Source organism: Candidatus Ichthyocystis hellenicum, from assembly GCF_001460935.1.
Lineage (GTDB): Bacteria > Pseudomonadota > Gammaproteobacteria > Burkholderiales > 2013Ark19i > Ichthyocystis > Ichthyocystis hellenicum.
In genome coordinates this window covers 320010-344965 of the sequence record NZ_LN906597.1, presented here as the reverse complement: position 1 = coordinate 344965, position 24956 = coordinate 320010, and the positions used below count along the sequence as shown (strand labels likewise).

At 39.7% G+C, this 24956-nt stretch carries 22 protein-coding genes and 3 pseudogenes; 15 read left to right on the top strand and 10 right to left on the bottom strand.

From position 1 onward, the window contains the following. Positions 1-316: 316 nt before the first annotated feature. Both Arg41_RS08300 and Arg41_RS01610 read left to right on the top strand, forming a co-directional pair. The gene (locus Arg41_RS08300; RefSeq protein ID WP_157722219.1) at positions 317-472 is read left to right on the top strand and encodes a hypothetical protein; all 156 of its coding nucleotides are present in this window, start codon (positions 317-319) and stop codon (positions 470-472) included. A 461-nt stretch (positions 473-933) separates the two neighbouring features. Beyond that, on the top strand, positions 934-1113 hold the full coding sequence (locus Arg41_RS01610; RefSeq protein ID WP_242641367.1) for a hypothetical protein: 180 nt from the start codon (positions 934-936) through the stop codon (positions 1111-1113). 205 nt (positions 1114-1318) lie between these two features. Here the strand turns inward: Arg41_RS01610 and Arg41_RS01605 are convergent, their stop codons facing one another. The 3 genes from Arg41_RS01605 to Arg41_RS08105 all read right to left on the bottom strand — a co-directional run bounded on the left by Arg41_RS01605 (position 1319) and on the right by Arg41_RS08105 (position 3305). Next, complete coding sequence (locus Arg41_RS01605; RefSeq protein ID WP_092486553.1) at positions 1319-1711, bottom strand: hypothetical protein; 393 nt, start codon at positions 1709-1711, stop codon at positions 1319-1321. 174 nt (positions 1712-1885) lie between these two features. Beyond that, entirely contained in the window at positions 1886-2311 is a 426-nt protein-coding gene (locus Arg41_RS01600; RefSeq protein ID WP_092490433.1) for a hypothetical protein, read from the bottom strand. Between the two features lie 280 nt (positions 2312-2591). Next, positions 2592-3305, bottom strand: a complete 714-nt coding sequence (locus Arg41_RS08105; RefSeq protein WP_172792646.1) for a hypothetical protein — start codon at positions 3303-3305, stop codon at positions 2592-2594. Between Arg41_RS08105 and Arg41_RS08100 the strand changes: the two genes are divergently transcribed. Continuing rightward, entirely contained in the window at positions 3280-3591 is a 312-nt protein-coding gene (locus Arg41_RS08100) for a hypothetical protein (RefSeq protein ID WP_092342768.1), read from the top strand. The two genes, Arg41_RS08105 and Arg41_RS08100, sit on opposite strands and share 26 nt — an antisense overlap. A 170-nt stretch (positions 3592-3761) precedes the next feature. On the opposite strand, the gene glmS is transcribed toward Arg41_RS08100, so the two are convergent. Together glmS and glmU are read right to left on the bottom strand one after the other, a co-directional pair. Further along, positions 3762-5669, bottom strand: coding sequence for a glutamine--fructose-6-phosphate transaminase (isomerizing) (gene glmS / locus Arg41_RS01585; protein ID WP_092342769.1), 1908 nt, complete (start codon positions 5667-5669; stop codon positions 3762-3764). Further along, the gene (gene glmU / locus Arg41_RS01580; protein WP_092490432.1) at positions 5647-7053 is read right to left on the bottom strand and encodes a bifunctional UDP-N-acetylglucosamine diphosphorylase/glucosamine-1-phosphate N-acetyltransferase GlmU; all 1407 of its coding nucleotides are present in this window, start codon (positions 7051-7053) and stop codon (positions 5647-5649) included. The genes glmS and glmU overlap by 23 nt, the downstream gene beginning before the upstream one ends. 157 nt (positions 7054-7210) lie before the next feature. Between glmU and Arg41_RS01575 the strand changes: the two genes are divergently transcribed. Beyond that, positions 7211-7714, top strand: coding sequence for an ATP-binding protein (locus Arg41_RS01575; protein WP_092486547.1), 504 nt, complete (start codon positions 7211-7213; stop codon positions 7712-7714). 3 nt (positions 7715-7717) lie between these two features. On the opposite strand, the gene Arg41_RS01570 is transcribed toward Arg41_RS01575, so the two are convergent. The 3 genes from Arg41_RS01570 to recA all read right to left on the bottom strand — a co-directional run bounded on the left by Arg41_RS01570 (position 7718) and on the right by recA (position 9708). Continuing rightward, a complete protein-coding gene (locus Arg41_RS01570; RefSeq protein ID WP_092342772.1) occupies positions 7718-8050 on the bottom strand; it encodes an HPF/RaiA family ribosome-associated protein in 333 nt (110 codons plus the stop codon). Positions 8051-8189: 139 nt separating this feature from the next. Further along, positions 8190-8636 carry a regulatory protein RecX gene (locus Arg41_RS01565; protein ID WP_092342773.1) on the bottom strand — a complete coding sequence of 149 codons (447 nt, stop codon included), beginning with the start codon at positions 8634-8636 and terminating at the stop codon, positions 8190-8192. A 13-nt stretch (positions 8637-8649) separates the two neighbouring features. Then, the gene (gene recA, locus Arg41_RS01560) at positions 8650-9708 is read right to left on the bottom strand and encodes a recombinase RecA (protein ID WP_092342774.1); all 1059 of its coding nucleotides are present in this window, start codon (positions 9706-9708) and stop codon (positions 8650-8652) included. A gap of 145 nt (positions 9709-9853) precedes the next feature. On the opposite strand from recA, the gene Arg41_RS01555 reads away from it, so the two are divergent. Continuing rightward, positions 9854-10420, top strand: a complete 567-nt coding sequence (locus Arg41_RS01555; protein WP_092342775.1) for a 5-formyltetrahydrofolate cyclo-ligase — start codon at positions 9854-9856, stop codon at positions 10418-10420. Here the strand turns inward: Arg41_RS01555 and Arg41_RS01550 are convergent. Both Arg41_RS01550 and Arg41_RS01545 read right to left on the bottom strand, forming a co-directional pair. Next, complete coding sequence (locus Arg41_RS01550) at positions 10407-12998, bottom strand: DNA topoisomerase III (RefSeq protein WP_092342776.1); 2592 nt, start codon at positions 12996-12998, stop codon at positions 10407-10409. The two genes, Arg41_RS01555 and Arg41_RS01550, sit on opposite strands and share 14 nt — an antisense overlap. Positions 12999-13138: 140 nt before the next feature. Next, on the bottom strand, positions 13139-14050 hold the full coding sequence (locus Arg41_RS01545) for a hypothetical protein (RefSeq protein ID WP_092342777.1): 912 nt from the start codon (positions 14048-14050) through the stop codon (positions 13139-13141). Positions 14051-14101: 51 nt separating this feature from the next. Here Arg41_RS01545 and def point away from each other — a divergent pair, with 51 nt between their 5' ends. The 10 genes and pseudogenes from def to leuS all read left to right on the top strand — a co-directional run bounded on the left by def (position 14102) and on the right by leuS (position 24945). Beyond that, positions 14102-14599 (top strand): peptide deformylase, encoded by a 498-nt coding sequence (def, locus tag Arg41_RS01540; protein ID WP_092342778.1) that lies wholly within the window; start codon positions 14102-14104, stop codon positions 14597-14599. 39 nt (positions 14600-14638) lie between these two features. Further along, positions 14639-15586, top strand: a complete 948-nt coding sequence (gene fmt / locus Arg41_RS01535) for a methionyl-tRNA formyltransferase (protein ID WP_092342779.1) — start codon at positions 14639-14641, stop codon at positions 15584-15586. Beyond that, positions 15556-16899: a transcription antitermination factor NusB gene (locus Arg41_RS01530; RefSeq protein WP_092486541.1), complete on the top strand. Its 1344-nt coding sequence runs from the start codon at positions 15556-15558 to the stop codon at positions 16897-16899. Before fmt ends, Arg41_RS01530 begins: the two co-directional genes overlap by 31 nt. Beyond that, a complete protein-coding gene (locus tag Arg41_RS01525; RefSeq protein ID WP_157722217.1) occupies positions 16877-17506 on the top strand; it encodes a DUF4390 domain-containing protein in 630 nt (209 codons plus the stop codon). The genes Arg41_RS01530 and Arg41_RS01525 overlap by 23 nt, the downstream gene beginning before the upstream one ends. Further along, on the top strand, positions 17503-19617 hold the full coding sequence (locus Arg41_RS01520) for a sensor histidine kinase (RefSeq protein WP_092342782.1): 2115 nt from the start codon (positions 17503-17505) through the stop codon (positions 19615-19617). Before Arg41_RS01525 ends, Arg41_RS01520 begins: the two co-directional genes overlap by 4 nt. 37 nt (positions 19618-19654) lie before the next feature. Continuing rightward, positions 19655-20434, top strand: a pseudogene (locus Arg41_RS08400) (response regulator); the annotation flags it as partial. Beyond that, positions 20417-20674 (top strand): annotated as a pseudogene (locus Arg41_RS08545) (AAA-type ATPase lid domain-containing protein); the annotation flags it as partial. The pseudogenes Arg41_RS08400 and Arg41_RS08545, both read left to right, overlap by 18 nt. Before the next feature lie 54 nt (positions 20675-20728). Continuing rightward, positions 20729-20944 (top strand): annotated as a pseudogene (locus Arg41_RS08285) (helix-turn-helix domain-containing protein); the annotation flags it as partial. Positions 20945-20947: 3 nt separating this feature from the next. After that, positions 20948-22333, top strand: a complete 1386-nt coding sequence (locus Arg41_RS01510; protein WP_092342784.1) for an NAD-binding protein — start codon at positions 20948-20950, stop codon at positions 22331-22333. After that, positions 22333-24945 (top strand): leucine--tRNA ligase, encoded by a 2613-nt coding sequence (gene leuS / locus Arg41_RS01505; RefSeq protein ID WP_092490431.1) that lies wholly within the window; start codon positions 22333-22335, stop codon positions 24943-24945. Before Arg41_RS01510 ends, leuS begins: the two co-directional genes overlap by 1 nt. The last annotated feature ends 11 nt before the right edge of the window (positions 24946-24956 follow it).

The window sequence follows — 24956 nt, the reverse complement described above, 5'->3', positions numbered from 1 at the left end:
GGGATCATAGACTCCATCAAGGATCATTATCTATTTCCTTCAGGTTAACATGCTGTTTTTACGAAGCTGCTATTACAAGCTCAAGCTCAAGTGCTTATGAATTTATGGTATGGTATTCGCCACTAATAGTGATATGGATAAGTTAACTCCTCATTTGTTAATTAGTACGGGGTGTATTAAATGCTTATGCTATTAGTGATAATATGACTAGTGAAGTCTATAAAATATCATTTGCATATTGCTATACATTATTTATCATTATCGATTGAGAGATATGTATATTTTTCTCGTTAAATATTTATTACTATGGGGTGGTATGGCAAATGAAAGTGATCTAATTGTTATTATAAGGTATGATTTTTATAGATCAATTTTCCAATTAGGTAACATAATGACCAAGAGGAAATTGCGAGGATTGGCCATTAGTAGTTCGATGTATTGGAGGGTAAAAACCGCCTATTTCTTGCATTAATATACAAAGAAAGAGTTAGATATTTTATGTTTTAATGATATTAAAATCACAAAAACTATAACGATTATTAAAAAAATTCAATCGTCATAAATAGGGCAAGAATTACTAATTATTGATCTGATGTTAATAGTTGTTTTTCCAATGCATTTGCTTTTTTATTAGTTTGGGCGGCGATAATTACAGCAGGGATATAAGGAATAAAAATATGACTGCTAATCTGTATACTTTTCATATTATTTCACCTGATGATTAGGTAACGATGTTATTGGTATAAGATAATGTGGTGCGGAGAAAATAAAAGAAGAAGATTTATAGATGAATTTGATGCATTTTTATCTGTGTCAAATATGAAATAATATAAGTGAACTATATCGTTGTTAGTATAGCAAATTAATCCACAAGAAAGAAAAATTTTATTATATATGGAGAAAGAAGGTATATTTTCTGCAGTCGAGGGTTACATGCCATTTTTGTGTGTTTCAAGTTACTGCAAAAATGTTGTTGAAGTGGAGCGAGGAATTAAAATCTCATATGAAATTATAGGCATGGCTGTAGATTCTATTTTTATAGTTATAGTGCTCATGGTTGACTTCGAATTAGACTGCATACTTTGCGGTAGTTGCCCTAAAAACAACCATTAATTGATAATTGCAAGTAATTCGCATTTGTGCTTTTACCCATGGTGGAGGTGAAAATTAAATATAGTATGCGCGATGGCTCTAATATCGCATTTTGTTAGATATGGGGTACACAGCGATAACTATAGCTTCACATCAGGTAATTTATGAGCAATATAACTCAGAGTTTGTTCCGCCGTTACCAGAGGTGTTATTAGTCGGGTTTTCTTCAGTCTTCCTCCTCAGGAATAGTATCCAGGGTGGTTGATTTACTTGCAGTCATCATTAACCGAGGCCGCTTATTTGGTAGGGGACAGTTATCGGCATGATTGCCACGTATACTCCTCCTTCCTTTGCTTTTCATAAAGGGAGAGACGTGGGGGGGGGGCATCACTGCATTATTTTCATTTACTTGGAGTAACTTCAACATTCTACAGGCATCTTCATATGAAGGTGGTGGCTCTCTGTAAGGAGGAAGCTGGGGGCTTGATTGCAGAGGAGAAGGTGAAGAAGATAACGTGCTTACACTTTCGCTTGACGATTGTTTAGGGACAGCACCCGTCCCTTCCTGTAGTGAAAGTTGGTCGACTCCATAATTATGCAAATTACCGGCTGTTCCCACAAATTAATCTCCATGTTTTTACTCATTTCCAACTTTTATACAGCAATTACTAACCTACATTCCGCGCAATTATACCTAATTAATTGATAAATATTGCGGCAAAAAAGTGGTGTTTACTGATAAAAATGAATACACAGAGACACTTTGATTTATGTGTTTCCTTTAGTTTTATTTTTATGTAGATTTTTTGAAGTATGACCCCATAATAAATCCCAGTAAGAAAAAAAGGACAGCAATTGCTATTAAAACCAATATCAGGAGTGCACATTTTTCTCTACACGACATATTTCCCAAGGTATGACATTTCTTCGATCTGACAGTAGTCATAGTTGGTGCTGAGACGTCAAGCCTTTGGTGCCGTGTTTCACGTCTACCACCTGGTCTAGTGCCTTTTTTCGTGTATATTTTTGGTATTCCATCGGCGCCAACACAAGCTGCGTGTTTGCTAGGTCCGTAGCCAAGTTTCAAGTAATTTTCTATATCTTCTCCAGAGTTTTTTAGCACTTCTATCGAGTTCGCTGGGGTGGTGGTGGTGGTGTTATCGTTGTTTTCTGCTGCTTCAACCTCTACTAAAGGCACATATTCCACTCTTTTGACCATAATGTAACACCCTTCCTGTTAGCGATTAATAATTTTACGAACAGCAATCTTCCAGTCAGATGGTATTGTATGGTATTGTTTACTATTAATAATATGTAGAAGTTGTCGTATCAATTGCCAATATGTACAAGATATATCAATCATTTATTTTATTATAGTTGATGAGACTAAAAAATCCGAGCGTCTCTGTTACTGTTAGCGTACGAATATTTGTTTCCTTATTGAAAAACATTAACTGCGAAAATTTACAGCTATGTGTTCTATTTATTATTGCCAAATTTTAAATTAATAGGCGTATTGCACTGAACCCAGCTACGAAGGATAAAACTAGTGGCAATGATAGCCAGCCCTTAATGACTCTGCCTTTTTTAAGATGTTGAGTTAAGACAACACCTGCTGATGAACCGAACCACATTAGTGACCCCCCAAACCCAACGGAAAACGCTAGTAGTGGCCAGTTGTATCCTTTTTGTTCTATTGCCATAGCGGTTAATGGTATATTGTCTAGGAAGGCAGATGTTATACCAAGTATAAAGGTAGAAATGGTAGATGGTTTTGGTAGCGACGATATGTCTAGAAGATTAGCATTGATAATTAATCCTAGTAGAAGAAAGTGTCCATACATATTTTTTTTTAGGGTAGTTTTTGATACATTTCTCCACAATGATGTTAAAAAGCACGCAAAAATCATGACAATTCCCACTATCGGGTAATCATTGATAAAACCTTTCTCAGAATAGCTATTTTTTATCGTGTTTGCAGTGATTAAGGTGCAAAGTAAAAACACAACAAAAAATAATCTTGTCCAGTCGATACGGGAGTGCTTTTTACATTCTGTTTCCTGTTGTTTGTTTTCGATTTGACTATATTGGTATCGAGATGCCGGTATTCCAAACAATAGTAAAGCCGCACAAGAACCGAAAAATGCGTATAAAAGATTGGCTGCGGGGACTCCAGACAGCCATATCATGGTAGTAGTTGTATCTCCTAACACACTTCCGGCTCCTCCGGCATTGGCTGCTGCGACTATGGCAGCAATGAATGGAATGCAAACATCACCGATAATTCCTTTAGCTATTGTTCCTCCTATTAGTGCAGCAATAATGTTATCTAAAAATATAGATAAAACGAAGATAATAAATAAAAGAGTGAAGTATCCACTAGGTCGATTAGGAATGATATGTTTTATAACATTTGTTAAACGTGAGCGTTCAAAGTGTTCGGAAATGAAAGAAAATGTTGTCAAGATAAAAAATAAATCTAGAAGAAAAGTTTTGTGAGATATGAGTGGAAGTAAAATGGTATGAAAAGATTCGTTATGAAGAAACAATCTGACAGAAACAATAGATATTCCTCCAAGCAAAAGAAAATATTTGGAATATCTTTCGAAGAGGGCTACTCCTAGTATTGAAAGCACAAAGAATAATATACTCATATTTTTCCGGAGGATTTACTCAACTGTTACAGATTTTGCTAGATTGCGAGGTTTGTCAATTTCCAGCCCACGTTCTTGTGCTGCAAGTCTTGCTAGTTGCTGTAGAACAGTTGCCATGCAAAAGGGGCGGCACAGAGGGGGGATGTGTTTAATGAAAATCCCATCTTGGTCCATATTAACATCTTCTCCTACAGACATGACTATAGATTTTCCTTTTCTTGTAGATACTTGTGCATGGTGAACACAGATTCTGTTAAATACTTTGCTGTTGGTTACGATGAAGACAACCAGTAATTGGTTATCAACCATCGCAAGTGGTCCGTGTTTGAACTCTCCGGAGGAGTATCCTTCTGCGTGAATATATGTTAGTTCTTTTATCTTTAGGGCCGCTTCAAGTGCTAAGGGATAGTCTTCAAGACTTCCTAGGAATATAATGTTTTGTTGTTGGCTAAGTTTTTTTGCGTATCCAGAAATAATGTTTTCGTCCAGATCTAGTATGCTTTGTACAGCTGATGGAATTTCTCGTACTTGCTTGCAAATGTCATGTTTTTCACTGGTAGAGAAGCAACCTTTCTCTGATCTAATGGCAATTGCCAAAATTAGTAGACATAACAGTTGAGATGAGAAAGTTTTTGTTGATGCTACACTGATTTCTATACCTGCCTTGATGGGCCAGAAAAAATTTGTTTTTTGGGCCAGAGTTGAATTTTCGGCATTGCATAGGGCCAAGGTTAATATTTTTTTTGTGGATGGCATTCTCTTTAGTACTTCCAGAATGTCTGCTGTTTCTCCTGATTGAGATACAAATATAACCATACTGTTTTCCAAAATTTGGCATGGATTTCCTTTGAATTGGCTTGCTATATCAACTTCTGTGTGGATCCCAGTGATATCCTCAAACCAATTTTTGGCTAGTGCTGCTGCGTGGTAGCTACTTCCACAGCCGATTATATGAATGTTATTTATCTCCTTTAGGGTATGCCAAAATGTTTCTGGTAGATCCTTGTTGTAAAATATTTCGTCTTCTTTTATGAAGCGATTAATGATCTCGTCTAGAATTCGGGGTTGTTCATGTATTTCCTTTTCCATAAAGCTTGAATAAAGAGTATTTAGTTGTTGCGGTCTATTATAGGAGCTAATTTTTTTCCAGGGTCGGTTAACTGTACAGTTATTTCTATCAATTATGTTGATACTGTTTTGTGAACAACAGGCTATATCGTAGTCGTGGAGATCGATAAAATGGTCGCTTATGTGAGCTATCCCGATGGGATCAGAGGCGGCGAAGATTCCATTGCCAGTCTTTGTTACTACCAATGGTGAAGAACATTTGGTCAGATAAATTTCTTCAGGGTGGTTTGTGTCTATGATGGCCAATGCGAATGAACCCCGTATTACCCTTATGGTGTTTGTAATTGCTTCAAGGGTACTAATGGACTTGTTATTTTTCCACCAAACTATGATTGCAGCTATGAATTCGGAGTCAGTTTCTGAAGAAAGGGGGCTGGATAGCGGGAATTTGTCAGTTAATTCCCTAATATTTTCCACTACTCCGTTGTGAACAAGTATAATGTTCTCAAAAGATAAGGGGTGGACATTATTCTCATTTAGTTGTCCGTGAGTTGCCCATCTAGTGTGACCAATTCCAGTTGTACCCGAAAGATTATTTTCATTAACTTTTGCTTTGAGTTCATTAATTCTTCCCACGATTCTTATATGTGATGTTTTAGGGGAAGTCACCGCTATTCCAGCTGAGTCATATCCTCGATATTCAAGGGTTTCCAAGCTAGTTATCATCGATGGGACAATATTTTTCCGTGATGATGCCGCAACAATTCCACACATTGACTGCTCTTTCCTACAAGTAGGTAAATGGAAAAGGGGGATTATGCCGTAAAAAATCTTATTTTGCTTCTTCTTTATCATCTAAAGTATTGTCTTCCTCCGTTTCCTTTTTATTATCTTGCCTTCTTTTGGGAATATTTTTTTGTTGAATTCTTGATACAGCCAGGCAGTTATTAGGGATGTTCTTTGTTACAGTGCTACCCGCACCTACAGTTACATAATCTCCAATATGTATAGGTGCAACTATCTGAGTTCCAGATCCGATAAAGCTGTAATCCCCAATTGAGGATGGGTTTTTTTTATTGCCATCAAAGTTGCACGTAATAGTGCCGGCCCCGATTAACACATTTTGTCCCACATGGGCATCGCCAATGTAGGACAAATGATTTATTTTGCTTCCTTGGTTTATAAAAGAATTTTTAATTTCTACAAAATTGCCAATTTTGGTGTTGCATTGCAGATTGGATCCAGGTCTGATGTGTGCAAAAGGTCCTATGGAGACATTACTGCCTACAATGCTTTTTTCTATGACACTGTTTGGCAATATCTCGCTATTATCATGTATTTTTGAGTCACTTATGTAGCAATTTGGGCCTATATTGACGTTTTTTCCAAGATGGACGTTACCGGTGAAGATGCAATTGATGTCTATGAATACATCTTCCTCGCATTCCAGGTTGCCCCGTATCTCTATTCGTGAAGCGTCTGCTAATCGTGTTCCTTGTAACAAAAGGTATTCTGCCTGATTTTTTTGCAATATCCGTTCTGCTTGTTCCAATTGTTTGGCGTCGTTGATACCATGTACCTCAAGAGGGTGATAGGGACTCACTGAGGATATTACCCTATTTTCTGATGCAGCTTTTTTAACTATATCTGTTAAATAGTATTCCCCTTGGATGTTGTGAGCTTCTAGAGAGTCCAACCAACGGAGTAGCTCTGTTGCTCGAGAGCAATAGATTCCGCAGTTAACTTCACTAATTTTTTTTTCTTCCTCTGTGGCATCTCTTTCTTCTACTATTTCAACTATTCTGTTGTCAGCGTTGCGTACGATACGACCATAGCAGGATGGATTGCTGAATATTTCTGTAACTAGTGTTAAGTCAGCACCCTGTTGTTTATGAGATGAAATTACATTTCGCAACGTAATTACGCTGATTAGAGGCATGTCAGCACATAAAATGAGGGTAAGATCGTCATTTCTAATAAGATTCAAGCCAATGCGAGCAGCGGAGCCGGTTCCTGTGGGTTCTGGCTGTTCTGCAAAAAAAATTCTATCTTCGTTAACAAGTGATTGTAAAGTTCCCTTGTCTTTTCCACATACAATAACCACTTGTTGGGATTTTAGTTCCTTTGCCGTTTGGATCACATGGCTGAGAACCGGTTTTCCTGCCAGACGGTGGAGTATTTTAGGTTTCTGCGAGCGCATACGGGTACTTCGTCCCGCAGCAAGGATGATTATATTCATGAGATGTTACGGTTAATCGCGTAATTTCACCGAAAAAAACAAAAGCGGCTGGTTTCACTTCCGATGATATCATCTAACAGCGGTTGTTACGATACCATGCCGATTTGATTTTTTTCGGAATTTTTGTTGTGGTGCGTGGGGGATTCCTGTTTTTGATGTGAGGGTCTTTCTCTTGGGGTCAGGAAAGAGTTTTTATTGGGAAGTTACGGATGGTGATCATGGGTTAGGGCGTCTTATAGATGCTTTTCTGCTGTGGTCTAGAGCTGAGCTGAGGGACCAAGACCCAAAGGTTGTTATGTCTCTCGCCTTGGTTTTTGATGAGCTTTACATGAATGCTCTGCTTCACGGTTATGGTAAAAACCCATCATCATTTTGGGTTTCTATTGATGTTCATGTAAAACAGGACAAAATATTAGCTATATACCGTGATCGAGCCACAGAATTTAACCCTCTTTCGATTGCTAAGAAACATGGCAGCGAACAGTTATCACATAAATCAATAGAGGATATACCGGTCGGAGGGCTAGGAATTCATCTTATTAGTCAATTTGTTGATGACATAAGCTACAGTTTTGTTGATAATTGCAATGAACTACGGTTGACTAAGAAACTATGCCGACCGGGCACCTACCACGCAGGCACCCGGCAAGACCATAACTAACAATTATGCAGTGGAGGAGTTGCTTGACCGAACTGAAGCCCTTCGAGGTTCCGTTCTCTTCTTTTTAGTTTCTCTGGCTATTTTTTTGTTGAGTTGGGAGGCAACTACACTTACGGCCCCATAGATGTTATCGTCTTCTCCTTGCATGGCCAATCCACGTCCACCTATGTTGCAGTGAATTTTAGCAATGCGGGAATCCCTTTCTTTGCTCAGAGTAACTTTTACACGTTCAACTGTGTGACGTATGGACTTGAAGGCACGAATAATTCTGTCTTCAGTGAACTCTTTGAGCGCCCTAGAGGTGCGTATGTTTTTGCCGAATACGATGACTTCCATAAACAGACTCCTTATGTTGATGATGCGCGTGTACTTTTATATTCTGAGGGTGACTTCTCCTTCTAAAGCTTAGGTTCCTACTATGATGATACACTATTGAAATAAAAAGTAAAAAAGCATCTTCTTATTGCCGGTATGATTATTTTTTATAAGTCACAACGTCACTGATTGTATCTTGGGAAAACCCCTTATTTCTTAAAAACAATCGCTGTTTTAACAGGGGCATAAGGGGCTGTTGTCGAAGTTTTTTGGATAGCAAATTTCGTGCTATTTCTCGCTCATTTTCAGAGACTTTTTCAAGCTGTTCTTTGACTGAGTGCTCGGGAATACCATGACTTTTTAGTAACTGTTTGACATAGTTTGCTCCATAGTTTCGTGATTTACTTCTACAAACGTTATCGGCGAATCTTTGTTCAGAAAGAATATTGTTGTCAATAAGGGCAAAAATTACTGACTCCATAATGGTTGTATTTTGCGTATGGCGTCGAAAAATAGAGAAAAGTTCTCTCTTTGAGTGTTCTCGACGAGCAAGTGCTTTTATTCCTATTTGATAAAGGGATTCAAATAATTTGCTATCTTCAGCCATAATTATTAAGTCGTTACTCTGCCAAAACTAATGAATCTTCATTTTCTGTAACGCATTTTTTTGCCTTTTCTGCTGGGTGAGTGGGACGTTGTCCCTGTTCCATAACTTGTCGAAGAATTTCTTCTGCTAAATTTGAATTGTTCTTCAGGAAATCCCTAGTATTATCCTTGCCCTGAGCCATTTTTTGTCCTTTGTAGCTGTACCATGAACCAGACTTATCAATGATTTTTAAATTTACTCCAAGGTCTATTAATTCCCCTTCTCGTGATATTCCCTCATTGTACAAAATGTCAAATTCAGCTTGTTTGAATGGTGCAGCAATTTTGTTCTTTACAACCTTAGCTCTGGTTTCTGATCCTACAATTTCCTCGCCGCGTTTTATGGTGCCTATGCGCCGTATGTCTATACGAACGGAGGAGTAGAATTTAAGAGCATTTCCTCCAGTTGTTGTTTCGGGGTTTCCAAACATGATTCCAATTTTCATACGAATTTGGTTAATAAAAATTACTAACGTGTTGGTTTTTTTTATGTGTCCAGTAAGTTTGCGCAATGCTTGACTCATGAGTCTTGCTTGCAGTCCTACATGGGAATCTCCCATTTCTCCCTCAATTTCGGCTCGTGGTGTAAGTGCTGCTACTGAATCAACTACTATGAGATCAACTCCGCCTGATCTAACTAACATGTCACAAATTTCTAATGCTTGTTCTCCTGTATCTGGTTGAGATACGAGAAGATCGTCGATTTTTACTCCTAGCTTAGCAGCATATTGCAAATCTAATGCGTGTTCCGCATCAATGAATGCTGCAGTACCACCTGCTTTCTGTATGTTTGCTACAACGTGAAGGGTTAATGAAGTTTTTCCAGAAGACTCAGGACCATAAATTTCAACTACACGACCTTTGGGAAAGCCACCTATTCCAAGGGCTATGTCAAGACCAATTGAACCTGATGATACCGCCTGAATATCTTCAACTTCTGTTTTGTCCCCCATGCGAATGATAGCCCCGCGACCGAATTGCTTTTCTATTTGTGCGATGGCAGCAGAAAGGGCTTTTTCGCGATTGTTCTCCATAAAGTTACTCCCAATATCGTTGTAGGTAAGATAATGATTAAGAAAAAAATTCTTGGTAAAATCGACTAGAGTGCATTTATTATAACGGTGAAGATACCATAAACAGTAGAATAATAATCTAATATTATTTATCGGTGTGAACAGTATGTCCGTACTAAAAAAAGACTTAAGAAAATCGTTGCTCAGTATTCGTAAAAGCATGTCAAATGACTACAAGATATGGGCAGATCGAGCAATACAGAGCAAATTATATCCACTATTCATGGATGGTAGCTACAGACATATTGGATTTTACTTTCCAATTCTAGGGGAACCAGATCTGCTGCCTATGGCTAGTGTTTTGAGTAAAAGTGTACTTACTATTTTATTGCCTCATACCAATGAGGATGATTCTATATGTTTTTGCCAGTGGTGCGGTGATGGTTCTTTTGCCCGCGGCCGTTATTTTATTCCAGAGCCAAAGTTTCAAGGAATTATTGTTGAAACAGTGCATGCTGTTGTAGTTCCTATGTTGGGGTGGACAAGGTCTGGTTACAGAGTTGGATATGGCAAGGGATGCTTTGATAGATTTTTTAGCACACACGCAAATGAAAATATTTTTAAGGTAGGTGTTTCTTATTCCAGCTTGGCGATTGATAAAAACTTTGAAGAGGATCATGATTTACCTATGAACATAATCGTAACAGAGAAAGATGTGATTACTTGCCAGTAATTTTTTTCTTCTTTGCTGGTGTTTTTGGATTAGATTTTTTGGCGGGTTTTTTTTCTGAGGAGGGCTTAGTTGATTTTACATTGCTAGCTTTTTTAGCTACAGCTTTCCCTTTTCCTTTGTTGTCTTGGAATTTGAATCCTATTAGCCCATCATCCTTAATTACTAGGTGAGCAGAAAAAGCCCTTCCTTTCTTGGATATGAAGCGATCCAAAAGATCAGTTTCCTTGAAGGATAAAAGTTTGACTATTTGATCTTTTTCTATATCTCGCTGTAGGATTACTTTTGGTGTTTTAAATGGACACCGTTTTTCACCTTTTTCTAAGGCATTTTCGCATAAGTACTGATATGGTAACTCAAATATTTGTCCAGAGCATTTTGGGCAACGTCCTAAAGGTTGTTTGTCGCTGAAGTCTATTGGCTCACTTTGATCATCAATCTGGCCAAAATCAAAAGTTATGTTTCCTTCGTTGTCTAATTTTAGTGCAGCGGAGAAAGGACGTCTTTGCTTGCTAAAAAAACCAGTTAGCGTTCCTAGCGATTTTTTCTCCAACAACTCTTCTACTTCATTGTACTCAAAGAGGCGTCCAGCTAGTGCTTTTGGCAGTGAAAAATCGCATCCCTGGCATTTAAAGTAACGGTAATTTTCTTTTATAATACCTTTGCATTTTGGGCACGCAGTTGATAGCGTGACGTAGTCTCCAGGAACCGTGTCTGATTCATAATTTTTTGCTTGAGAAACAATTCTTGCTGTAGTGTCACGAATTTCTTTCATAAAGCTTTCTCGTGAAAGCTGTGTTTTTTCTATCAATGACAATTTATGTTCCCACTCTCCAGTTAGCTCTGGTGAAGTAAGCTCAGAAATGTCTAAGCCGTGGAGCAATGTCATTATGGAAAATGCTTTTGCCGTAGGTATTAGCTCCTTGCTTTGCCTTATTATGTATCCCTCGTGGATGAGTCCTTCGATAATGGCAGCTCGCGTTGCTGGCGTTCCTAGTCCTTTTTTGCTCATAGCTTCGCGAAATTCGTCATCCTCAACGAATTTTCCTGCGCTTTCCATAGCAGACAGTAGTGAAGCTTCCGTAAATCTGGGTGATGGTTTGGTGTGAAGACTCTTAATCTCTACATCCTCAAGATCAGCTATTGCGTTTGCTTTGGCAGGTGGTAGTGTGCGTCCATCTTTGTCCACCGAGTAAAGAACTTTCCACCCGGGTGACGTGATTATTTTGCCTTCTGCTACAAACTTATAAGGTCCAACAGTAGTAATACGTGTTGTGATTAAAAATTCTGCCGTTGGAAAAAATACCCCTAAAAATCTACGCATAATAGCATCAAAAATTTTCATCTCTATTTCTGACAATTTTTTTGGGGCCATTGTGGTTGGTATGATGGCAAAGTGGTCAGATATTCTTTCATTGTCGAATACTTTTTTGTTTTTTCCGTTAACCCAGCTGTTATTGATAATTTCCTCAGCGAATATTTTGTACTCTGCTAGAGAGGGAGATGATTTGATGGTTTTTAGAATAGATTTGGCGGTGTTAACGTAGTCTTCTGGCAGGGCTTTTGCATCTGTGCGTGGATAGGTGATAACTTTGTGTTTCTCGTACAGCGCTTGGGCAACGTTCAGTGTTGATTTCGCTGATAGACCAAATCTTCTATTGGCTTCGCGTTGTAGGCTTGTCAGGTCGAATAATGGTGGCGGTGACTGTTTGCTCGGTTTTTGTTCGTCAACAATCTGGCCGGTACCTATGGATATGCAGTCTTGATGTATTTTTTTTGCTGCTTCTTCATCCCAGAGTCTGGTGCTACGGTGGTGTTTTTCTTCAGGTTTTTTTTCTTTACTATTACTGTTATGGTCAAACCACATTGCTTGGTAATTTTCTTTGCCGATGTGGAAGTCAGCGTGCAGTTCCCAGTAAGGTTTGCTTTCAAACTTGCGGATTTGGTTTTCACGTGCAACTACCATGGCTAAGGTGGGTGTTTGAACGCGGCCTATAGTTACGAGTAAAAATCCACCCTCCCTGGAGTTGAACGCGGTCATACATCTAGTTCCGTTTATTCCTACTAGCCAATCGGCTTCGGCACGGCATCTAGCTGCATCATTTAGACCCATCATTTCTTCGTTGTTTCTTAGATTTTTAAATCCCTCCCTTATAGAAGATTGTGTCATTGATCGTAACCACAATCTCTTAGTTGGTTTTTTCGTTTTTGAGAACTGAATGATGTACCGAAATATTAATTCTCCTTCTCTTCCTGCGTCACAGGCATTTACTATTTCAGATATGTCTTTGCGCTTGATAAGTTTCAGTAAAGCCTTAAGTCGGTCACACGTTTTTTCTATTTCCTTAAGTTCAAAATATGGGGGTATGACTGGCAATTTCGCAAAGCTCCATTTCCCCTTTTTGATGTCAAATTCCTCAGGGACGGTTAATTCAAGTAAATGTCCCACAGAGAAGCTGATAACATATTCATCATTCTCGTAGTAGTCTTTGTGCTTTTCAAAGTCTCCGAGTGATTTGGCGATATCGGCAGCAACTGACGGTTTTTCGGCAATTATGAGTGTCTTGTTTTGGGTATTCATGGATATTAGTAAAAATCTCAATTAAGGTCTAAATAATAAAGGTCGCTGCAGATGGCGATAACCACTTAACCAATATGGTTTAGTGACTGCCATCTTCTGGCTAATGATTACTACAGAGGAAGATAACAGTTTTTGCAAGATTATTGATCTTTTTTGTTGGTTACCATATCACCGATATCTAAGATTTCCTTTGCAGATTTGACTATAGCGTAAGAAATATCGGGAAAAACGGATATAATCATTATTTCCCCTACTAGTTTTTTATCGTAGATGACCTTAGGTATTTTGCTGTTACTACTGAATCTAAACCCTTGATTTTTTCTTTCTTTACTATGGGGATAGATTTTGCTCGCATAGGTTGATAAAAATTTGTATACAAACATGACATCTCCTTTTTTGATGCCGTGCTTACTTCCTAATCCTATAGATACTATGCTTAAATTCCCACTGAATTTTGAGCTATCGCCGTAAATCGAGCAAATTTGCGTCAATTTTTCCGGGGCATTGCTAGGTGCTACGATGGGCGTGAGGCCAGAGATCTCTATCGTAGATTTGGGTAGTAGGTAGTTCCCCACAGTTATTTCTCTAATACTTTCAGTAACTAAGACTTTGCTTACTATGCCTTGCGAGACAATAATTCCCTCTCCTGCTTTTATGAGCTCTATTCCCAGCATATGTTTTGTTGTTGGGTTTACTACAGTGTCCCCAGTAGTGACAATGTCTACCGGTGTGTTTTTGGGCAAATGATCTAGGTTGGTTACGTATAGTATTGAATCTTTTCGTGAGAAAGTTTCTTGGTTACTATTGGCTATTATTCTTCCTAATTTGTGCAACTTGTTGCTATTTTCTATTACTAAGGGGAAATCTAAAAAAGATTCTATTTTGCTGAGTCTCAAGTACCCTTTTCCTTGATTTTGTTGATCCCCATAGGTTCTAATACGTGGGGATATGGTGGCTGTCGTAGGCGAAGGGCTGTCGTAATAGGTTGCCCCACATGAGTAGAAGCTGGTGATCAGAGTGGCGTAAATGCCAACTACAGTTAATGTTCTCATAAGCGGCCACTGTCGGTTTGGGTGTAGAAAATTTTAAAGGCTATTTCGTATATGACTATACTGACCATACTATCGTATCCAGATTCTCGTTTACGTGTTAAGGCTGATCCTGTTACTTCCTTTTGTGCGAGTTTGGCTATATTAGCTGATGGTATGGCTGATACTATGTATCACTACAAGGGTATAGGGTTGGCTGCTACCCAGGTGGATGCTCGTAAGAGAATTATTGTTGTTGACGTATCCGAAAAGCAAAATGATTTGAGGGTTTTTGTGAACCCTAACGTTATTGAAAGTAGTGGAAAAGTAGTAACACGAGAGGGCTGTCTTTCTGTTCCCGACGTGCTTGGCTATGTTGAGCGTCCTTCAAAAATTTTGCTTGAATACTACACCCTTAGAGGGAAGCGTTGCACCATGGAGGCTGATGGATTGTTGGCTGTTTGTGTTCAACATGAAATAGACCATTTGGATGGTAAGGTTTTTATCGATCACTTGGAGGAAAGTGAACGGTTAAAAGCTGAATCTTTTTTTTCCTCCACCAACGTAGATTGATAACACATCAGTTTTTTCAGATTAGAGGGCTTTGTTTAGGTGAAGATCGTATTTGCTGGTACACCTGTTTTTGGTGCGGCGACGTTAAGGGCCATTTCGCAGGGAAGGCACCAGGTTTCAGCAGTGTTGACTATGCCTGATCGTCGGGCTGGCAGGGGAATGAGGAACAGAGTTTCTCCTGTAAAGGAGCTTGCTTTGGAGTTGGGGGTTCCTGTTCTTCAACCTGAAACTTTAAAAGAGCCTGGGTTTATTGATACTCTTCGCGGTTATTCTCCCGATGCTATTGTTGTGTCGGCTTATGGTAGTTTTTTTCCAAAAGTCATTCTGGATTTGCCTGCTGTGGGTTGTATTAATGTCCATGCTTCACTGTTACCCAGGCACAGGGGTGCGTCCCCTATTAATCAATCGATTCTTTCTGGTGACCGTTTTTCTGGTGTTTCAATTATTAGAATGACGGATGTGCTAGATGCAGGTCCAGTTATTCTTTCTTTGGCTACTCCGGTGTTGCCACGGATGGATGTTTTGCAGTTACATGATATTTTGGCAGTTTTGGGAGGTAAGGCAATTTGTCTCGCTTTAGATCGGCTTGATGTCGGAGTAACTGGTGCTGCTCAGTGTGCAGGTGAAGTTACTTATGCACCCAAATTAGATCGACGATATGTTATTGATTGGTCGAAGGGTGCTCTTGAGTTGGATCGTTTCGTGAGAGCTTTTGGCTCTTTCCCGGGAGTTTATTCTACGTATGACTATAAATTAATAAAAATTTTGTCGCTCGAACCAGTTTGCTGGATAGCAAAATCTTTTTGCGGGGTTCCTGGAACTGTTTTGTCTGTCTGCAGGTCGGGGGCGGTGGTTGCATGTGGTGATGGCTTTGTCCGCTTGTTATTTTTACAGAAGCCAGGAGGGAAGCGACTACCTGCATTTGAGTTCTCGCTGGGTTCTGGTTTGGCAGTTGGGTGTGTTCTTGGTCTGGGGTCCATCGTGTAGTTTTTAGGTCTATTATTAAAGTGTCTTTAGTATCGTTGAATGATGTTTTATGCTTGAGTGCTCGTGTTTTGTGTGAGGTAATGCGAGGTCGTTCTTTGCCCAATGCATTATCAATTGTTCCTATTTCTAATTTTCAACTACCTGCTGTCAGGTTTGCTTCTTATGATGTTGTGAGAAATCTTAACTACGTTGAGGCAGTTTTATCGTCCCGTCTGATTAGTGGTAGAGGGCGAAAGTGGACTCCTTTTTTTCACAGTCTCATGCTAGTAGCAATTTCTAAGTTGGATGCGGATACCGACCATGCTTATGCGATTGTTGATCAAGTTGTTGCTATTGTTAAAAGGGGGCGCCATGGGTACTTGTCTGGATTGGCCAATGCAGTTCTGAGAGGCTATCTACGTGAAAGGGAGTCTCTGCAAGAGCGATTGCTTAAGAGCGACAGTTTGCGGTACCGATTGCCGGAGTGGTGGATTGTTCGTTTGCGCGAGTTATATCCCGACAATTGGGAAGAGTTAGCTCAAACTTTGCTTGGGCATCCACCAATGTCTTTGCGAGTCAATAGAAGGAAGATCTCTCTACAAAAATACAGGGATATCTTAGATTCGTTGACTTTTTATCACCGCGCTATTAATCCAAGTGCTATTGTGCTTAATTCTCCTTGTTCTCAAAGTGGTCTCCCGTACTATGAAGAAGGATATGTATCTGTTCAGGACTTTGGTGCGCAGCAGGTTACTGCGTTTATGAATCTTAAAGAAGGTGATTGTTTGCTTGATGCATGCTGTGGGTCCGGGGGGAAGCTAACTGCTATTCTAGAATCTTTTGATGGAATTGTTGCTACAGCAGTGGATAGTTGCTCCGACCGTCTATTTCGTCTGCGGGGGGAGTTGTCCAGGCTAGGTTTAGAGGCAACTGCTGTACATGCTGATTTATTCGATGTTTCTAGTTGGTGGGATGGGAGACTATTCGATGCTATAGTTCTAGATGTTCCGTGTTCTGGCTCAGGTAGTGTGCGTAGGCATGTTTGTGCTAAATGGAATAAGAAAGAAGAAGATTTGTTGAATTTTGCTGGCATTCAGTCCAATATGTTGGCGACTGTTTGGCCTTTGTTGAAACGAGGGGGGCAGCTCTTGTATGTAACTTGTTCCTTGTTTGAGGAAGAAAATACTTTTCCACTAAAAGCTTTGACGGAGAGGTTTACAGACGTTTTTGTTGCGTGCCTATCCGAACAGCAGGGATCCAGAAGATGGGGTGTCTGTTTGTGCCCCGGTCCTTACAGCGATGGTTTTTTTTATGCCAGTCTTACAAAAAAATGATAACCTTAGTTTATCCTTGATAATCAACAGGTTGAGATTTTATCTTGTGGTATTTTCTCTTTTTTTATTACCGCAGGTTTGTTGTGGACAGATTCTGATAACTTATGGATCGTTGGTTTATGATGGTGGTTGTTTATCTGTAAAATATTCTTTTCAAATCAAATTTCCCGATGATTTGAATAATTTGGTACGTTTGGGAGTGGCGGTGTATTTGGGCTCTGAATTTCGGTTAGAAAAAAAACGAAATTTTTGGTTTGATGATGGTATTTTGGATGAATCACAGGAGTGGAAGGTTTCTTACCATGCTATTACCGGTAAGTACTATCTGACCGGAGTTACCAGAAAAGGCGTCTATCTAGTATTTGATTCTCTTGAGGATCTTCTCAATCATTTTAGCCATATCGATAGTTGGAAAGTATCTTGTTCGTTGCAATTGCAGGATGATATATCCTACCAAGCTATGGTGAGGTTTTTTATAGTAACGGACAAATTGCCTCCTGTTTTTCAAATTGGTTCCGGTGGTTATATTCGTTGGCAGTCAGATTCAGGTTGGTTCCGGTGGGGTTTATTGTTTAAAGATGGTAGTTTTCAGGCTGAGGCATCATGAAGTATGTGTTGTCTGTGCTTGCTGTTTGCTCCCTTTTTTTGCTTTTTTTGCTTACTTTTGGCACGGCTAATTCCCCCATATTGATCCGATACTTTTGGCTGTTTGTCTTATTAGACATAGCTCTTTCTATTTGTTCGATTGTTATTATTTTGGTGCAAATTAAAAATTTGGTTTACCAGTACCGTATCCGTAGATTTGGGACGCGACTGAAGATGCGTTTGGTAATTTTGGTTACAGTTGTATCGTTTTTTCCTGGGGTGGTTATTTATCTAGTTTCAATCGGTTTTGTGACACACAGTATTGAGTCATGGTTTGATGTTCACGTTGATAAAGCGTTAGAGTCAGGAGTGAAGTTAGGTAGGGATATATTGAACACTATGCTCTATAATCTGACCGCTGCTGCTCGTGATGCTGCTGTTTCTATAGAAAATGCTTCGCCAAGTAGTTTTAGAATGAGTAGATCTCTTCTAATGTTGAAGGATTCTGCTCAGCTGGATGATGTTTTTATTGTAGATTTGCATGGCAGGGTTTTGTCCTATGTTTCTGATCATAGCTTGTCTCTGCAACCAAGTAGTGTTCCTACGAAATCTCAGTTATTGGAAGCAGAGCGGGTGGGTTCTTTGTCTATTGTAAAGATTGATGCCAAAAGTAATCGTTATGGTTTATTGGTTGTTAGGCCATTGATGAATTCTGGTATGCTCCCTAGGAAGCTATTTTTGGTGGTACAAAAAAGTATACCTGAATCTTTGAGCCATTCTTTGGTTAGTGTTGAGGATGTTAATAGAGACTACGCAACGCTGGCTTTTTCAAGAAAGAATTTGAAAAAGCTGTACATATTATCCCTAACTTTAGTTTTGTTACTTATTTTGTTATTTGCTGTTTTGGCTGCGATTTACTACAGTGATTTGTTGGCGGCTCCTATATTCATGCTGTTTGAGGGAACTGAGGCGGTATCTCATGGTGATTTTTCTCCACGACAGTTTAGTGGTGGAACAGATGAGTTATCGTTATTGACCCGTTTGTTTCATCAGATGACATGTCAGTTGAGAGATACTCAACAATTGGCTAGAGAAAAGAGTATAGAGATAGAAAGGGAGCGTTCTTATTTATCTAATATACTGAAAACTTTGACTACAGGAGTAATAACTTTTGACGCTCAGTTTTGTATTAAGGCTATAAATAGGAGTGCTAAGGAAATTTTGGATGATGACTGCCATGATCTTCTTGATGTTACCTTGAGTTCTTGGCCGCGATTACGTGAAATTTCCGATGTTATTCTGAATAGTTTTGCTATGACTCAATCAACCTGGCGGCGTCAGATTAATTATACTTCTGATCTATCTAATAAATCATTGTTGATGAGAGGAACTTACTTTAGCCATGATGAAGAGGGAGGATATATTGTTGTATTCGATGATTTAACTCCTTTGGTTCATGCTCAGAAGATGATGGTTTGGGGGGAGATTGCTCAGAGGTTGGCGCATGAAATTAAGAATCCGCTAATGCCGATACAGCTTTCTGCTGAACGCCTTCATGTAAAATTAGCTGATAAATTATTTGGGGATGATCGGTTAATGCTGGAAAGATCCACCCATCTAATTGTTAGACAAGTTGTGGCAATGAAAGATTTAATAAATGATTTTAGAGATTTAACGCAATTGCCTCTTCCTCATGTGTTACCGATAAAAATTGCCGGATTAATTGCAGAGGTTTCTTTTTTATATGAGCAGGATGATTTTAAAATCCATCTGGAACTGGATGATAGGGATGTTGATGTGTTGGCTGATGAAAAGCAGGTACGCCAAGTTTTGCATAATTTGTTGAGGAATGCTCTGGATGCAGTTTCTAACGAAGAAGATCCTTCTGTAGGGATAAGGTTGTTTTATGATAACTCTATGGCGGTAATAATTGTTTCAGACAATGGATCGGGGTTCCCGATTCATATCATTAAGAAGGCATTTGAGCCCTATGTTACTAGTAAGCCACGAGGAACTGGATTAGGTTTGGCAATAGTTAAGAAAATAGTTGATGAGCATGATGGGACTATAGAGGTGCGTAATGGAGTTAAAGGTGCTTCAGTAATAATTGCCTTGCCCTGCATAAAGTATTAATTAGTTTGTGTTTTTTTGTGGTCAAAAGGATGTAAAGATGCCTCAAATTCTAGTTGTTGATGATGAGATTGGTATTCGTGAGCTTCTCTCGGAGATTCTTTCTGATGAGGGTTTTACGGTCCATTTGGCCGAGGATGCAGCTGCTGCCAGACGGTTTAGACAAGCGGGTCGTCCTGATCTGGTTCTGCTAGATATTTGGATGCCTGATATGGATGGTGTTAGCTTGCTAAAGGAATGGGCAGCTAATGGACAGTTGACTATGCCTGTTATTATGATGTCTGGTCATGCAACGATCGATACTGCTGTCGAAGCCACGAGAATTGGTGCTGTTGATTTTTTAGAAAAACCTATTGCCTTACAGAAACTGCTTGCCACTATCCGGAGGGTTCTCCAGATACATGGTACCGCGCGGCGTATGGGTCCTACCTTGGCTGCTTTTTCTCGTGTTAGATTGATGGCTAGTTTGCAGGAGCGCTTGGAGAAAGCAGCTGAGCACTCGTCAGCCATTATGTTATGTATGAATGTTCCTAATAGTCTAGCTGAGCTTTGTGCCAGGTCTCTTCACAAGCCTAATGCAGTTTGGATTGATGGCGCAACTGTTCTTAATAGAACATCGTTGGAGTGGGTAAACGGGTTGAATGATGGTCTTCTATTCGTTGCGGACTATACTTCCCTTCAGCCTAGAGCGCGTAAAAATTTGCTTGCTATTGTTCCAGAGTTGCATGCTAGGAGAATTTTGCTGGTTTTGGGTACCTCTGTTAATCCTATACCCATCCCTGATGGTGTAATTCTGCAGAAATTGTCCCCTGTCTGGATTCAACTTCCGTCATTGGGCGATCACCGTGATGATATTCCAGAGCTAGCAACCTACCTTTTATCACAGATGGTCGAAAACGGGGTGTGTCCGTTGAAGCGGTTCTCTAGTTCTGCTTTGAATGCTTTGAGAGCTTACTCTTGGCCAGGTGATTTTTCCGAGTTGATGGAGGTTATTAGGAATTTAGCGTTAATTTCTCCGGGAGATGAGATTTCTAGCCATGATGTTGCTTATTCTCTTAGGCATGCTTCGGAGGGTATATCTACTTTTTCTAATATGACCATAAATCTCAATAGGTATTTGCGTGAAGCTAGAGAGGAGTTTGAACGACTGTATTTTCGCTATCACATAGAGAAAATTGGTGGCAACATGACGCGATTGGCTGAAATCAGTGGTCTTGAGAGAACTCACCTATATCGCAAATTAAGGCAATTAGGCATGACAGCGGGTAAGCGTGCTGATGCTGAGATGTACGAGAGAGAATCGGCATCGTCGGATAAGAATCAGAGCTAATTTATGAAGATAGTAGTGTTGGGTGACAATTTATTGGCCGTTTCTATGGCGCATCTACTTTTTCGCAAAGGTCATGATGTTTCCTTAGTTTTAGATCGTGTTTTTTTTCATTCTTTCTTTTATCGAGAGAAGAATCTGCCGTTTCAGTGCATTGAGGGTTCACTAACATCATTGTCGGCATTAGAGCAAGCTGGAATAGATGATGCGGAAATGATTCTTTTGCTGAGCCAGTATGATGAAAGGAATATAGTCGCATCGATGGTGGCAGAGAAGATTTTTCATGTTCCGCTCCAGATCATGGCCTTACAGTCGTTTGAATTTGATTGTTTGCCGGATTTTTTTAATAGAAGCTATTCCCGTGGAGCAATGGTTATTCATCCTGATCATTTGGTATTGGGGTATTGCCTAGATATCATAAGAAATCCGCAGGTTGAGGAGCTATTTAACGTTTTCGATGGGGCATTTAGGCTGGTTGTTGTTGAAGTGTCAGAGCAGTCTACACTATGCGGTCAGTTGTTTAGTTCTGCGTTACATGATTGGTTTCGCAGGGGGGTTTATTTTTTAGCACTGTCAAGATCTGGTCGTATTTTTCTTAATACTGAAGAAACAAGAGTTTTGCCCTACGATCATATTCTTGTTTTGTCCATGCCCAAGGCATTGGGAGATTTTTTAAAACAGGTTTCTCCGTATCACGTTCCGATCAAGAGAATCATGTTAAATAGTGGTTATGACGTGGGATTTAAGATCGCTAAAAGCCTACAGGATTCTCATGATGTTTGCTTATTTGAGATGGACAGGTCTCGCTATGGGTTACTTCTTAACGATTTAGGAAATATTTTGGTTTTGAGTGCGGATGTTTCTGATCCTTTTGTTTTACGGGAAGAGGGAGTTGAGAAAGTAGATCTCTTTTTGGCAGTTGGTCCTGATGATAAAGTTAATATGATGTCATCTTTTATGGCAAAAAAAATGGGAGCTAAAAAGACGCTATTGCTTACTCAGCATAGTGATTATCAGGATTTTTTGGATACGAAAAGTGTGGATTTTGATTTATCACATTCCTCAATTGTTTCTTCTAAAATAATGGGGTTTTTGCGTTTGGGTGATGTAAGAGGTGTATATGCCCTAAAATTTGCAGGGGCGGAGGTTCTTGAAATAGTTATTCATGGCGATTCTAAGCACTCTAGGGTTGTTGGGAGGAAACTGCAAGACTTAAGGTTACCCCAAGGGGTTGTAATTTGTGGTGTGATCAGGGGATCTGTCTCTTTGTTTTTTGAGCAATCGTTCGTTTTGGAAGACAAGGATAGGGTTGTTTTGTTGATTTACCATGGTTCTACTAGCTGCGATTATCCAGAGAGTTTGTTTCAGGTGGACGCAGGATTTTTTGAGTAATGGTGGTTATGAGCGAAGATTTAGATCTTATTTACAATCCTTATGAGGTAGAGAAGAAGGCACGAGACCTTTTCGATAAGGTTTCGTATGTTGCTACTGAAAGTGATGATTATCCAAAGTATTACTGCTTGTCTATGCTGCCCTATCCGTCTGGGCGTCTTCATATGGGGCACTTTCGTAACTATACCATTGGTGATGTGCTAAGCCGGTATCGTAGATTGCGTGGTTTTAGTGTTATGCAGCCTATGGGTTGGGATGCTTTCGGGTTGCCAGCAGAAAATGCAGCTAAGGACCACCACTTATCAGCTAAGGAGTGGACGTATAGCAATATATCTGCTATGCGTACACAGCTTATTTCTTTTGGATTTTCTATAGACTGGAGCAGAGAGTTTGCTACTTGTTCTCCTGATTATTACAGGTGGGAGCAGTGGTTATTTCGTCGCTTTTGGGAAAAAGGATTGATTTATCGTGCAGATGGAGTTGTAAACTGGGATCCTGTAGATCAAACAGTTTTAGCCAATGAACAGGTTATTGATGGGCGTGGGTGGCGTTCTGGAGCTGTTGTTGAACGGCGTAATATGCCCATGTATTACTTTAAAATTTCTCAGTATGCTGATGAGCTGTTAGAAGGTCTGGATGATTTGATGTGGCCAGAGCAGGTTAAGGTCATGCAAAGAAATTGGATTGGGCGTTCTCGTGGCGTTGATGTAGATTTTTGGGTTGATGGTTATGACAGGCCTATAACTGTATTTACCTCTCGCGTAGATACTATTTTTGGCGTAACTTATATTGCTCTATCGATTGATCATGAGCTTACCTTGCAGTTGCTTAAGACCTCTGATGGTATTCGTAGTTTTGTTGAAGCGGAGGGTAATTTTTCTGGTACGTCTGAGTATGCACATGTAATTCAGGAGAAAAGAGGGATCAATACTGGTGTTTTTGCTATTCATCCACTAACAGGAGAAAAAGTACCTGTTTGGGTTGCAAATTATGTGCTGTCTGGTTACGGAAGTGGTGCTGTTATGGGGGTCCCGGCTCATGATGAGCGTGATTTTCATTTTGCACAGTGTTATCAGTTGCCGTGTATTTCTGTCATAAATGCTCCTGTAAGCCTTGGTTCTTCTTGGCAAAAGAGTTTTTCTCAAAAGGGTGTTCTGATAAATTCATCTGATTTTGATGGGTTATCATCCGATGAAGCTGCGGATAAAATTAGTGAAGTTTTGGTCGGGTTGCACAAGGGTGCAGTTAGGACTCGCTATAGATTAAGGGATTGGGGTATTTCTCGTCAGCGTTATTGGGGCTGTCCTATTCCGGTTGTCCATTGTTTTGATTGCGGTTCGGTTCTTCTTCCAGATGATGATTTGCCTTTGTTGTTGCCTGCGCAGGAGGATATGGCGGGTCATTTTTCTCTGTTTCATGCTCATGATTGGCAGCGGGTGAATTGCCCTAAGTGTGGCAAATTGGCTAAGCGTGAAACCGATACGCTTGATACGTTTGTTGAATCGTCCTGGTATTTTTTGAGGTACTGCTGCGCAGATAATACTCAACAATTGTTTGATCAACGTGTTGATTATTGGTTGAAAAATGGTGGCATTGATCAGTATATAGGTGGCATAGAACATGCGGTTATGCACCTACTGTATGCTAGATTTTTCACAAAAGCCCTTAGAGACTTGGGATTGATTTCTTGCAGTGAACCATTTCGTCGTTTGTTGACCCAAGGGATGGTTACGGCAGAGGTTTATTATCAGAAAGACGAATCTGATAAGAAGTGTTGGGTTAATGGTGATGATGTTTTATCATCGATTAGAGGTCAAACCCGTGTTTTGACCTCTAAGATTAATGGAGAGCCAGTTTTTTGTGATGGTGTTCAGAAAATGTCAAAATCAAAAAATAATGGAGTTGATCCTCAGAAAGTAGTTGATCGTTACGGTGTAGATACAGTTAGGCTTTTCATGATTTTCGCAGCACCTCCTGATCAGAATTTAGCTTGGGATGATCGTGCTATCGAGGGTTCGTTGCGTTATCTTAAGAAGCTTTGGTCCTTATGTATTAGGCATGCTAAGGCAGGTTTTGTTTTGCCTTGTACTTCTTCTGTTGGGCTCACAGGTAGTTTAATGGAGTTGCGGCTACAAGTTCACCAAACATTGAAAAAAGTGGCTAATGAGTATGAAGAACGGATGCAGTTGAATACGGTGGTTTCAGCACTAATGACAGTTACCAATTCTGTTTCCAATGCCATACGGGATGATGCTGATGGAGACTACCGTTCGGTTATTCAAGAGGCACTGCAGGCAATTATAATTATGGCCCATCCTATAGTGCCTCACATTACGTCCGTACTGTGGTCAGCATTAGTTCCATCTTCAAGTATCTTTGAGCAGCAATATCCTGAAGTTGATGAGTCTGCTTTTGTATGTAAACAGGTATCATTAGTAGTGCAAGTTAATAGCAAAAATAGGGCAGTAATTACTGTAGATGAAAATCTTTCCGAGGAAAGTGTAAAATCCCTGGCTTTGTCTCAAGATAGGGTAGTTGCTGCTCTTGAAGGCAAGACGGTTAAGCGTATTTTGGTTGTTCCAAGCAGATTGGTGAATATTGTTGCTGAATAAAGATGGAGAAA